General features: G+C 37.4%; 11 protein-coding genes. 2 read left to right on the top strand and 9 right to left on the bottom strand.

The window, feature by feature from the left end:
* Window positions 1–383: 383 nt before the first annotated feature.
* Complete coding sequence (locus tag O4O04_RS02505) at window positions 384–1,163, top strand: crotonase/enoyl-CoA hydratase family protein (protein WP_272533942.1); 780 nt, start codon at window positions 384–386, stop codon at window positions 1,161–1,163.
* A 60-nt stretch (window positions 1,164–1,223) separates the two neighbouring features.
* Here O4O04_RS02505 and O4O04_RS02500 read toward each other — a convergent pair whose 3' ends face one another.
* From O4O04_RS02500 to O4O04_RS02475, 6 genes are all read right to left on the bottom strand, one after another.
* Window positions 1,224–2,102 (bottom strand): efflux RND transporter periplasmic adaptor subunit, encoded by an 879-nt coding sequence (locus tag O4O04_RS02500; protein ID WP_272533940.1) that lies wholly within the window; start codon window positions 2,100–2,102, stop codon window positions 1,224–1,226.
* A 1-nt stretch (window position 2,103) separates the two neighbouring features.
* Entirely contained in the window at window positions 2,104–4,443 is a 2,340-nt protein-coding gene (locus O4O04_RS02495; RefSeq protein ID WP_272533939.1) for an ABC transporter permease, read from the bottom strand.
* Window positions 4,440–5,156 (bottom strand): ABC transporter ATP-binding protein, encoded by a 717-nt coding sequence (locus O4O04_RS02490; protein ID WP_272533937.1) that lies wholly within the window; start codon window positions 5,154–5,156, stop codon window positions 4,440–4,442. Before O4O04_RS02490 ends, O4O04_RS02495 begins: the two co-directional genes overlap by 4 nt.
* A 369-nt stretch (window positions 5,157–5,525) precedes the next feature.
* Window positions 5,526–5,966 (bottom strand): hypothetical protein, encoded by a 441-nt coding sequence (locus tag O4O04_RS02485; protein ID WP_272533936.1) that lies wholly within the window; start codon window positions 5,964–5,966, stop codon window positions 5,526–5,528.
* Window positions 5,967–6,184: 218 nt separating this feature from the next.
* Window positions 6,185–7,450 carry an acetyl-CoA acetyltransferase gene (locus tag O4O04_RS02480; RefSeq protein ID WP_272533934.1) on the bottom strand — a complete coding sequence of 422 codons (1,266 nt, stop codon included), beginning with the start codon at window positions 7,448–7,450 and terminating at the stop codon, window positions 6,185–6,187.
* 12 nt (window positions 7,451–7,462) lie between these two features.
* A complete protein-coding gene (locus tag O4O04_RS02475) occupies window positions 7,463–8,773 on the bottom strand; it encodes a 3-hydroxyacyl-CoA dehydrogenase family protein (RefSeq protein ID WP_272533933.1) in 1,311 nt (436 codons plus the stop codon).
* A 20-nt stretch (window positions 8,774–8,793) separates the two neighbouring features.
* Between O4O04_RS02475 and O4O04_RS02470 the strand changes: the two genes are divergently transcribed.
* Window positions 8,794–9,000, top strand: a complete 207-nt coding sequence (locus O4O04_RS02470; RefSeq protein ID WP_272533932.1) for a hypothetical protein — start codon at window positions 8,794–8,796, stop codon at window positions 8,998–9,000.
* 51 nt (window positions 9,001–9,051) lie between these two features.
* On the opposite strand, the gene O4O04_RS02465 is transcribed toward O4O04_RS02470, so the two are convergent.
* The 3 genes from O4O04_RS02465 to O4O04_RS02455 all read right to left on the bottom strand — a co-directional run bounded on the left by O4O04_RS02465 (window position 9,052) and on the right by O4O04_RS02455 (window position 12,254).
* Window positions 9,052–9,510: an Lcl C-terminal domain-containing protein gene (locus tag O4O04_RS02465; RefSeq protein ID WP_272533930.1), complete on the bottom strand. Its 459-nt coding sequence runs from the start codon at window positions 9,508–9,510 to the stop codon at window positions 9,052–9,054.
* Between the two features lie 68 nt (window positions 9,511–9,578).
* On the bottom strand, window positions 9,579–10,448 hold the full coding sequence (locus O4O04_RS02460; protein WP_272533929.1) for an Lcl domain-containing protein: 870 nt from the start codon (window positions 10,446–10,448) through the stop codon (window positions 9,579–9,581).
* 183 nt (window positions 10,449–10,631) lie between these two features.
* Complete coding sequence (locus O4O04_RS02455; protein ID WP_442915922.1) at window positions 10,632–12,254, bottom strand: glycerol-3-phosphate dehydrogenase/oxidase; 1,623 nt, start codon at window positions 12,252–12,254, stop codon at window positions 10,632–10,634.
* Window positions 12,255–12,345 lie beyond the last annotated feature (91 nt).

The raw sequence follows: 12,345 nt of genomic DNA, 5'->3' as shown, positions 1-12,345 counted from the left end.
GAATTATTTAATGCATAGGCAATACATATTTAAACTGTTTGCTGGCAATTCTGGAACGATAATAATTTTGATCAATTCTATTTTGGGAAGAACTCTTAATAAACCGATCTCATTCAAATTAAAAATAGATATCTAGAGTAGTTATATTAAAATAGCACCAATTTGGAGCGATATTACTCCATTAAGTACGTGACTCAGATGTTTAACGAACTAAAGGATTGAAGTAATCATTTTTTCAATCTTTGGCTATTAGAATAACTAACATCGTTTCGGATTTTATATTTATCTCCAGAAATTTTCCAAACTATAAAATGCTTTAAAGTACTTTCCAATTTAAAACGCATTTTTATAAATAGACAAATCGGTCTATCGGAGGAATTTAGATGCAATATATCACGACAGAAGTTAGAGGAAAAGTTTTCTTAATCGGTTTGAATAACCCGGAGCAAAACAATGCTTTTCCTGTGCAAATGCTTATGGAATTGAGCCAGGCTTTTATGGAATATGAGGATAACAATGATCTATGGTGTGCCGTACTTTTTGCACATGGTAAGCATTTTACCGTCGGATTGGAGATGGAAGGTGTAAGTGAATTTGTTCTTAAGAATAATGGAGTCAAATATCCACCAAACCATGTTGATCCGTTCGGACTCGTCGGGAGAAAAAGGACAAAACCCCTGGTAACAGCAATGCAAGGCTTTTGTTTTACTTTAGGAATCGAACTAGCTTTAGCTTCGGATATTCGAATTTGCTCTAAGTCGACACGTTTCACTCAAGCAGAAGTTCAAAGAGGTATCGCACCTTTTGGTGGTGCAACTTTTCGAATGGTTGAACAATTTGGTTGGGGCAATGCAATGAGATACTTATTGACTGGCGATATTTTTAATGCTGAAGAAGCTTTGCGCGTGGGTCTCGTTCAAGAAATCACAGAAGCCAAATCACTATTGAATCGCGCTGTAGAAATTGCTGAAACTATTACAAAAAATGCTCCGCTTGGAATAAAACTCGTTCTAGAAAGTGCTTTTGGATACAGAAGAGCTCAGGAAGAAGAAGCCTATAAAAAATTGGAACCTATACTTGTCGATCTTATGAAATCGGAGGATGGCAAAGAAGGTCTACAATCATTCAAAGAAAATCGCAAAGCAAACTTTAAAGGTAAGTAACCCTCAATAGATTGAAGAGAATATCGTATTAGTAAGTTAGAATAAACCAAATTTCTATTGCTATTCTAACTTAACTTTTATGGAATCTCGCACCCATTCACCTGGATATACAATCACCCTATCTCCAGGTTGAAGGCCTTCTGCGGCGATTGCATAGCCTCCCGCCTTTTCTTCTAAACTTACTGTGACTTTGCGAGCCCTTTTTTTAACGACCGTAAAAACGCTCCAATTATCCCCGTCACGAAACAGAGCTGAAGTTGGAACAAGAACCTTATCATCTTTGCGGAAGGCAATAATTTTACATAGAACCTGAAAACCTTCACCCATACCTTGAGGTGGAGTAAAATCAATAATTGCACGAACTCTTTGCTCTTCTACACCTAAGGAAGACAACTTTGTAAATGCAGCTGGTTCAATTAATCTAAGTTTTCCGATGATAACTTGATCACTCCATCCCTGTATCTCAACTGTATTGCCTGGTTTCAATTTTGCAACTTCTGATGTCAAAATATTAGCAACAATTTCCATTTTTCTCGTATCTCCGATATCGAGTATCGGTGTTCCCATAGCGATTGGTCCGGCGCTTTCGCGATGGACATTGAGAATTGTTCCTGAGATCGGAGATTTAACTTGGCGTAATACATCCCAATCCAACTGAGCAACAACTTCACCTTTGGTAACTGATTCACCTGGATTTTTTTCAACTCTTCGTAAGATTCCATCAACAGGGGCAAATACCGAATACCGATCTATAACTCTTGTGATTCCTTCCTCTTGGATGATTTGCTCAAATGTTCCCTTTTCAATAATTACAGATTCCACTATAATTGATTGAGGACGCAAAGTATACCACACAAGACATATAAGTAGAAAAATTCCTATACCAATTTTCACATTTTTCTTTTTCGCAATTTCTAATATTTTATCTTTGAAATTCATATTATTCTCTTACTTTTAAAATTCGAAGTAGATCCATTGATTTAATCTTTCTATGAAGAATATAAAAACTAAACATCGCAGTCATAATTGTTGTAAGTACTGCTATTCCGTACGTTTTGACCGAAATTACAAGTGGAATTTTGAATCCTTCTGTATCCACTGAATTCATCATCGTCCAAGCGAGAACATAACCCAAGAAGCCACCAATAGGAAGAGAAATAATTGTTATAACTGTTAATTCTCCAGCAAGAATCTGAAACACTTCAGTTCGAGTAAAACCCAATATTCTTAGGCTTCCAAGCTCGAATGACCGCTCCGATAAGGCAATCATGGCTGTATTGTAAACAACGCCCACGGCTATTACAGAAGCAAAGCCTAATAAAATAAAAGTTGTAACTAGTAAACTTCTTGACATCGTATCATAGAAAGATTTTAGAACTCCTTCCCGTGTGGAAATTCCCGCGATTCTAGGATATTCTTTTAGCTTCCGTAGAAGATCGGACTCGTATTTGCTATCCGTACGAATTGTAATAAAACTTACGGAATTTCCTTCACCTAATAATTTATTAACTGCTGATCTCTCCATATAGGCACCTTGACCTAACATTTCTTCAACTGTCCCTTCTACTTTTACATCAACTTTATTTCGATTTCCTTCAAGAATTTCTAATGTTACAGTATCTCCCGATACGATTCCAAGCTTTTCTGATAGAACTGAGTTAAGTAGTATACCTGATTTCGGTGGATTTAGAATTCTACGATCCTTATCTACTAATCTTCGGAGTTCCGCTTCTCTAGGTATTCCTTGTAATAGGAATTCTTTAGAACTCAATCCTTTGCGAATTCGAATCGGAACCATACGATATCCTTCAGCGTATTCTACTCCATTCATTAATTTGATTTCATTTAGTGCATTTGAAGAAACTGGACTAATAAATGATAGGCTTAGGGATTCTCTTTGCATAACATCAAATTGTAAATTGAGCATAGAATCAATTGCGTCCCTTGAGAATGTTCCTATAACCATAATCATCACAGATGTAGAAATTCCAAGAATTGACAAAACGGTTCGAAAAGGTCGTTGAAAAAGATTTCGAATTATCATTTTGGTTTGTGTTGACAATCTAGAAAAATATTTTTCGATAAATATTGTATTGTATCTCTCTGGTGTAGGTGGACGCATTGCTTGTGCAGGTTGCAAATTAGTAACCTGATTGATTGAAAATATTGCACCTACTCCGCCCGATAGCAATCCGATAAAAATTCCCTCTAAACCAAGTGTTGGTTTGAAAATAAATTTTAGATTGGGAAATTTATAAAATTGCCCATATAGATTGGTCATTGCATCACCAAGATAGATTCCACTAAATAAACCTACGCAAGATCCCGCAAAAGTAATCATAGATATTAGCTTAACATAATGTAACAGAATAGTTTTATTGGAATAACCTAGAGCTTTGAGTGTTGCGATTTGCTCACGTTCCTTGGAAACAATTCGAGTTGTAACAATATGTAATAGAAAAGCCGCAACACTAAGAAATATGATTGGTATTGTATATGCCGTAGTCCGAAGTTGCTTGAACTCATCTCGAAGAAACGAATGTGATGGCAACTTATCTCTATCATAGGCTCCAAGTCCGCCATATTTTTCTAATAATTTATCTAATTCTTTTAGTACGCTCGTCCTTGTATATCCAGGTGCAAAATTGAATACCAAGCTATTGAAAGCACCTTGCATATCGAAAGCAGACTCGAGTCCCTTCTGATCCATCCAGATAATCCCAAAATGTTCATCATCCGGCATAGGATTGGGCGCCTTGAAAACATACACAAATTCTGGTGATAGACCTGTTCCCACAACAATTAGTTTTTTGCGCTTTCCTCCAAGTATTCCGATGATTGAATCGCCCACACTAAGTTTGTTAGCATTTGCAAAAGTCTCACTTAATACAATTTCCTCTTCTCCATTTGGCATCCTACCAGATTGGATTGCGACTTGATTGATGTTATTGGTGATTGACACAAATCGACCTGTTGTCGGAAGTTTCTTATTTGGAAAATCCAGTACTGCTTCTCGAACAATACGAGTCTCAATATAGCTGATGCCTGGAATGAGAGATATACTCTCTTTATAAGATTGCGGTGCTCTACTAATTTCCGCAAATCCATCTGAGAAACGATTGTCTATATAGAATTTATCACGAGCAAGTAACAAAGAATCGTACGCTGAACGAGAAGATATCATTACAGCAATACCTGCCGCGATCACAAGACCAATCGTGATTGCCTGTGATTTCATGGAAACCAAGTCACGTACTAACTTGTGATTTAAAGTATTCACCAGCTTATTTCCGCTGTGCTCTTTTTTGCCTTATTGATTGTATCCGAAGTAATCTCTCCATCCCGCATTGTGATTACACGATCGGCAATCTGAGCAATAGACTCATTGTGTGTGATGATGATAGTTGTCGTTCCCAATTCTTTGTTAACCTTTGCAATTGCTTCAAGTACAATTCGTCCGGTTTTGATATCAAGCGCACCAGTTGGTTCATCACAGAGCAAAATTTCAGGCTTTTTTGCAATAGCTCGTGCAATCGCAACCCTTTGTTGTTCTCCACCAGAAAGCTGAGAAGGAAAATGTTCTCTTCTCTCATACAGCCCAACCATACTTAGCGCATCGTCTGGATTCATCGATTTCGAAGTCAACTCGGTGACGAGTAAAATATTTTCTCTAGAAGTAAGACTTGGGATCAGATTATAGAATTGAAAGACAAAACCAACATTCAATCGTCTAAATGCTGTTAGCTCCTCTTCACTTGCTTTAGAAAGTTTTTGATTATTGAATACAACATCTCCAGAGCTCGGGGTATCCAATCCGCCCAGAATATTCAAAAGTGTTGACTTGCCACTGCCGGAAGGCCCAAGAAGCACAACAAATTCAGATTTGTGAATTTCCAAATTGATTGAATTTAAAGCACGGACTTGTACCTCACCCATCTGATAGACTTTCTCAAGATCAGATGTACAAAATATTATTTCCTTTTTTAGTTTCATTCTAATTAACTAATTACACTAAATGATTCGTTTTCTACGTGATAAGAACTCCAGTCCAATTTGAATATTCTCAAGACTTATTCAATCTATTAATATAATGAACCTATTGCTTTTTTGTATCAAGTGAATTTGTTATAGATGAACTCTGCAAAAATCCAAGCATAATTATGCTACCTGTGATTTATGTCGTGATCCCGAACTTTTGTTTTGATAAAAAACTTGATTTGGATTGTGGGGTTGGTAGAGTAATGGGGTTGAATTAAAAAAAAGCCCGGGACTTAAGTCCGTGGCTTTTTTTTTATATAGCTCTCTTTATCCAGAAATAAAAGTAATTCACATCAAATTTTTATTTAGAAGAGAATGCCTAACTTAGTCCTCATTATCATCGAAACTAATTGAATAAACAATTGATACCGTGATCGCTTGGAGTGACAAAAAAGATACCCAAACCCACCAAAGATTATTTGGTGCAATATTTGTTACACTGGTTAAAAGTAGCGTTGGTGCAAAATAGGCAGCGACAGAAAAAGTGAATCCAAATAATAATCCACCAACCAATCCGTTGGGAAAACCACTACGACCTAAGAAATAGGCAGCTCCTAGTGCAAAGATTCCAATAAAATCTGCAAGTATTGGACCAAGCCAATAAACATCCGAAATGGATATGAATATTCGGGAAAGGGATGGATCGTGATAGAATTTAGAAAAGAAAAGCAAACGAAGTGGGAAAGCTAAAACTTCCCAGAAAGCGAAAGCTAAAAGAAATCTGAGCAGATAGTGGTTCCAGTCGTTTGATGATTTTAAACTCATTCCAATTCCTTCCTTAGTTCTCAATTGATATAAAACGTAAACAGAGAGATTCGATAGTTAAAATTCCAACGAACAGATAAATTCTCAATATCTGATTGATAGAGTAGCTAATAATCTAGCGGACTATCTATTTACATGCTTGTTTATCAATATATGAAAAGAGCAATCGAGTCAATCATTAAAAGATTATCACCTCGACTGCTCATCAAATCAAATAATTATTTACCGACTATGAACACCATATTCGTAGTTGCAGATCCACCAATGTTTAACATAAGACCATTTTTAGCCTTAGAAACTTGATAATCACCTGCAGTCCCTGTTACTTGCTTATAAAGATCTAACATCATCCTTGCTCCAGATGCACCAACTGGATGTCCAACACCGATCAGACCACCACTTGGATTGATTGGCTTCTTACCTTTAAAGTCAATAACACCTTCTTGAATCGCAATATGCTCTTTACCTGGATCAGAAATTCCAAATGCAGAAATAGCAGCATATTCACTGGAAGTAAAACAATCATGTGTTTCAAAAACATCAATATCTTTCACACCCATTTCAGCTCTTGAATAAGCATCCTTCACAGTTTGTCTAGTCCAAGGTAGGATATATTTATCTCCTACTGACTCTGCAACTTTTGCTTCAAAAGTAATTGGAGCAACGCGATGTCCCCATCCTTTAATGCGAGGAATGTCGGATACTTTCTTGCCTCTTTTCTTTGCATATTCGTCTGTATATTTCTTAGAAGCTAATACAACAACTGCCGCACCATCGGTAACTTGCGAACAATCTGTAATACAAAGTCTGCCACCGACAGCCATATTTGTATCAGTTCCACGATTCATTGCATGCTCTTTATTCATGAACCAAGTTCTTGTCTGAGCTTTTGGATTTCTCTTCGCATTATCATAGTTAATTCTTGATATTTCAGCGAGTGCATCCATGAAAACAGCTTCTTTAAGCTTATATCTTTCCAAGATTACATCAGCAAGCTTTCCAAAAAGTTTAGGAAAAGGAAATTGAACTCCTTTTGCTTCGCGCTCATAGTATGCTGCAGTTCCAAGAAAGTCACCGCCTATTGCAGAACTAACTGTTTTCATCACTTCGATACCGAGAACGATTGCAACATCGTAATCTTTTGCTCGAATATGAGTTGAAGCTGCATCTATTGCAACAGAACCAGAAGCACAAGCTGCTTCATATCTGGCGCCTGGCACTCCGTAGAAAGCTGGATCTACTTCAGTAAGAAATGCACCCAAATGGCCTTGGTTTGCATATTGTTCTGCATCAAAGTTACCAACAAAAACACCGATTCGGTTTTCTTTATTCAGCTTCTTGATCTCAGATGGCTCGATTCCAACTTTGGTAAGAGCATCTGTCATAACTTCTCTCATCATAGACATGAAAGTTTTGCCTTCTTTGGACCAATTTCTCTGGAAATCGGTCTGCTCGCCACCTAACACATATACTTTATCACTCATAGTCTGCTCCTCTTAACCCTTAAATAGGGAACGGGCGTCTAGGATATCGCCCAATTCATAAAACTTTTTGCCAGGTTTTGCTTTAGTCAAAATTGCAGGCACTGGAACTTTACTCTTTGTCATCAATGCAATAGTTTCTTTTGGTCCACCAAGAAAATCTACGAACGCAGAAGCTGGAACCCAATTGAATCCAAAGCCCATAGCCATATCAACCATCTCTTTGGAATCCACTACCTCACCCACGATAGACAAAGAATAACTAATGTATCTTGCGATGAAATATCTTGCCAAATCCGCTTCGAGACCTTTTGCTTCCTTAACAACATTCATGGCTCCAACGTAGTCAGATTCTTGAATTAGTTTCTTTGCTTTAGGAATGAATGGAATATCAAATTTAGGATACGGATCGTACGCTCCTGTTTTGATATTATACACAAACTTTTCTTTCTTGCCATCAGCAGTCTTAGTGATCTTCGTTAGACCACCTTTAGATTTCATACCTAGCTTGCCTTCATCAATCAACTTCTGCATATAAGCAGGTAGTTTAAAAGTAGCATGCGCTTCATCTTTAGTATTGTCATAGATGTTATCAACGATTGCTTTATGAACATCCAATCCCACGAAATCAACTGTAGCTAGAGGACCCATTGCGCGACCTGTGTAACCACTCATGATTTCATCCATGAGAGCAATCCCACCTTTATCGGCATACTTCTCAGCAAGAATCGCAACTTCGTTCATCAATTGAAAACCAACACGGTTACCAGCGAAAGCTGGAGTGTCATTTGTATAAACTACAGCGCGTCCAAGTTTATTGCTCAGATAGTCACCAAGTTCAGCAGTCAATTTCTTATCGTTTCCAGGATGAGTTACTAATTCACAAAGAATCATTTTGTACGGAGGGTTGAAAAAGTGAGTCCCGTAATAATGCTTCTGTCCATCTGCATCATATGCCTTAGCGAGTCTTGCGATAGAAAGACCAGACGATACAGTGGAAACAATCGTTCCAGGTCGCCTTGACTTTGCTATACGAGCATTGATTGGCTCTTTTACTTCATAGCTTTCAGCTACTAATTCAAATACCCAATCTGACTCAGAGACACATCTTTCGAGGTCATTTTCGTAGGTTCCTGGAATCAAATTCTTGCGAATCACTTCTGCTTTCACAGAATTGTACGCTTTTTCAACTCCATCTTTCGCTTTTTCTAAATCTCTTGCGAGCATGTAGACTTTAGCATTTCCGAATGCGGCTATCACTCCCGCGCTTCCTGCACCCATAGCACCATTGGCGCCGAGTATGGTTACGGTTTTTATATCTCTCATTAAAACGCTTCCATGAATTTATGTTTTTTTACAGGAAAACTATAAATAAGCGCGTAGGAAAGGATTTTTTTACACCATTTTTGACACTGCTTTATGGATTTTTCCCAGAAGATCTAAGGAATTGGCTCAAATACAATCAATCATTTGATACAGAACGCAATCTATGGACGGATCCTAAATTTATTGGAAGCAATAATATTTTAGTGGAATTGGTATCTTCATCCTAAAATTAGGAAGGTAATGAAAATCCAGCTGTTATTCATGTATATTTAATATCTCTATGGGCCTGTAACACATCGAACGACATAACTATTCGTCTTAGCATTATAACTTACAGAACCGGTATTAAAAAGTATGTACCAAGCAATTGTGGTATTGATTGCATAGGTGGTTGAACTCCAATACGGACTCCCTGTAATAGTTCCTGGAAATACAGTGGATTCGATAGTTGGATTTGATGTTTTAGCTGTATCGACTATCGTTTTTAGTTCATTGATTGATGGCAATCGCCAGGGTGAGCTGCAGGCAGATATGGCATTTTCCCATGTATAAGTAGTCAATGATCCTGTTCCACAATTGTTGCCACTCAATCCGTTAGTACAGCTTCGCCAGGTAAGTCCGGTTGCAACATCCTTAACTGTTCCATCTCCATTATCGATATAAGGAGCCGAAGCAATTTGCGTTGCATAAAGGAAAATGGAAAGTGATATAAAGATCGATAATTTATTGATTAACAATTTGTAAGCTCCTAACATTGTTTCTAGTTATTTAATTTTCCAAAATATGACCAGGCTTGTTTTCAAATTTACTGAGTCGAAACACAGCGGACATAGTAACTCAAGGCAGCGCCACTGGCAGTCAAATCTCCCAAACTGAAAGAAACAAGCCAGGCTGATGTCGATTGTTGTAAATAATTGGTTGAACTCCAATAAGGATTGGCAACAGTTTCCGGAAATACAGATCCATCAATTACTGGACTAGCTGTCAGACCATAATCAACTAATGTTTCCAGTTCTTGCCTACTTGGTAGGCGCCAAGTTTTTGATGCTAAACTCAAACTACTACAGTAATTTCTTGCACCCGCTAAGTTCGATCTATCATCAGTTGTAACACCTGTGCAATCAGTCGATGAATTCGATCCTTTTGTACATTTTTGCCAGATCAAACCAGTAGCCTTGTCCGTTACCGTGCCATCTCCATTATCAGAATACCCTCTTTCAATTCCTAACTTCGAATCAGCATCCTCACCAGAAACTTTAGTATATCCAGGTATATCACCGGATCCAGTCTTAAGAGGTGGATAGCTAAAAACTCCAGTTAGAGTATCACTGTCATTTAATCCTGATTTAATGGCAATAGCTTGAATCGTTTTTCCCGCTAGTATCCAAGTATTTTTAATCGGAGACGAATATTTATCCGAACTTGAAGTTGGCGTGCTTCCATCCAAGGTATAATGAATGGTAGCATCCGGAGTAGTCGTTGATATCTCAATATTGGAAAGAGATGTCTGATTGCCGGCAGCTGGTTTAAATACAGGAGTCGAAACTTTGGATTCCCCAGTCCCGAGAAAAGCGAACAATGCCCCAAGAAGAAGGTCTGAATCATCTTCTTCCTCTTTACAAGTCCCAAAAAGGAAAAAAATAGCACTTATAAGTAAAATGCGAATCAAATTCATAGCTGTCTACCCTATAGACTGAGGTTAACTCAAGAGAATTGCTTTATTGGATTAAATTCTCAATTTTTAAGATCTAACATCAGTATAGACTATCTTAATCTAACTGTAATTTGTTGCAAGTGATATTCAGGAATAATTCAGTTCATTTGTTGAAGATTTGAAAGCTTTTGAAGAAATAGATCGTCAAAACTTATATCGATCTAGAACGGACTTCATTTCAGTCTTTGCTCTTTGCGGATTCCATTTAAGAGATTTAGATAGGATGGAAAAAATTCCATTCAAGGAATCAGCACTTGGTTTTCCAGGAACGCCAGCACCTGACCTGCGAAAAAAGAAATCCGTTGCGAACTTTATATCTTCATTCTGTGAAATATAAATTATTTCCTCAGAATAAATTTTCTCTCCGCCAGAAAGTAAATAAAAATCATTGGAATTTTTCAAAGATTTTAAAACATCAAAGGCAAGGCTTCCGTAACGATGAGCGAGTGTTTCGATTTTTTCTCCAGATGCTTTTGGAAAATTTTTTGCAAGATCATAGCATAGAGAAATAAAATCTGAGAACTCTCCGCCCATCAATGGTTTAGTCTGAGTCTCACACTCCTTGAAATTGCCTGGTAAAAAATTAACCAAATAGTCAACCAATTTCTCTGCAACGGAACGGCTAGTTGTATATTTGCCACCCATTGCAGAAAAGAAGCCTGGATGTCCATCCAAAGAATGATCCATGATTTCTGATTTTCTGGAAGCATTATAGGTAGTAGTTGAATCACCAGAATCTTCAACTAACGGACGCATACCACCATAATAAAAATCAACATCTGATTCCTGTAAGTCTGTAAGTCCATAAGCAAAGTTTGCCTCATCAAGAAGGTTTAGAATTTCTTGCTTTGTAATCGAAAATCTATCAGGATGACCTTCGTACACAGTGTCCGTAGTTCCTATAATTGTTTTACCACGCCATGGTATAAACATGATATGAGAACCATCTCTTTTCTTAAGTACAACGGTGTTGTCTCCTACAATTTTGCGAACAACAATATGGATTCCTTTCGAACGGACAATATGTTTATCTTGATGAATTCCTAATTTTCCTTCAATTAAATCAGCCCAGGGACCTCCAGCGTTCACAAGTGTTTTCGTTATAACAGTAGAATAAGTATTTTTTATTCGATCATAAAGCTTAACTCGAAATCCATCTTTACCAGGTAATTTTTCTATTTCCTGAAGCTCCGTATAATTTTGAATTTGCGCTCCTAGATTCCTTGCTGAAAACAAAAATTCTGTTGTATGCCTTTCTGGATTTATATTTGCATAATCATAATATAAATATGAACCTTGTAGCCCACTGCTTGGTATCTGCGGTAATTTTAAAAGAGTATCTGAGCGATTAAGATAATTATGCTTTGGTATAGTTCGATCACTGTGTAGCCCCTGATTTCTATCATAAGATAATAAATCATAGATAGATAGTCCGGCACTTAACATTAATTTGTCTTTAGTATTGTAGACTGGAACAGCGAATCCCATTGTTTGAAGAGCATGAGGACTAATAATTCCAAGAGACCTTCGTTCGCAAAGAGATTCTCGCACTAATCCGAATTCAAAATTCTTTAGATAGCGAAGTCCACCATGAATCAACTTGGATGTAGCCTGACTCGTTCCGGACGCGTAATCATTCTTTTCGATCAGTAGCATCTTGAGTCCCCGTAAGGTTCCATCCCAGAGAATGCAAGAGCCTGTAATGCCTCCTCCAATAACAACTGAATCAAATACATTTTGTTCGGATTTCTTCACGACTCCAAGCATGACATGATTTGTTTTATTAGCAAGGTCAAAAATTTATCCATTGACTCAACTTTTTGTTTTTCTATGGTTGAAAACTGGTTGGAGTGAACAA

It is taken from the genome of Leptospira sp. GIMC2001, from assembly GCF_028462125.1.
Lineage (GTDB): Bacteria > Spirochaetota > Leptospiria > Leptospirales > Leptospiraceae.
The sequence above is the reverse complement of the archived record's forward strand: the minus strand, read 5'-3'. Positions and strand labels throughout refer to the sequence as shown.

Coding starts and splice junctions, on each gene's coding strand:
- O4O04_RS02505 (WP_272533942.1), top strand. CDS start 384: ATGCAATATATCACGACAGAAGTTAGAGGAAAAGTTTTCTTAATCGGT.
- O4O04_RS02500 (WP_272533940.1), bottom strand. CDS start 2,102: ATGAATTTCAAAGATAAAATATTAGAAATTGCGAAAAAGAAAAATGTG.
- O4O04_RS02490 (WP_272533937.1), bottom strand. CDS start 5,156: ATGAAACTAAAAAAGGAAATAATATTTTGTACATCTGATCTTGAGAAA.
- O4O04_RS02485 (WP_272533936.1), bottom strand. CDS start 5,966: ATGAGTTTAAAATCATCAAACGACTGGAACCACTATCTGCTCAGATTT.
- O4O04_RS02480 (WP_272533934.1), bottom strand. CDS start 7,450: ATGAGTGATAAAGTATATGTGTTAGGTGGCGAGCAGACCGATTTCCAG.
- O4O04_RS02475 (WP_272533933.1), bottom strand. CDS start 8,773: ATGAGAGATATAAAAACCGTAACCATACTCGGCGCCAATGGTGCTATG.
- O4O04_RS02470 (WP_272533932.1), top strand. CDS start 8,794: ATGTTTTTTTACAGGAAAACTATAAATAAGCGCGTAGGAAAGGATTTT.
- O4O04_RS02460 (WP_272533929.1), bottom strand. CDS start 10,448: ATGAATTTGATTCGCATTTTACTTATAAGTGCTATTTTTTTCCTTTTT.
- O4O04_RS02455 (WP_442915922.1), bottom strand. CDS start 12,254: ATGCTTGGAGTCGTGAAGAAATCCGAACAAAATGTATTTGATTCAGTT.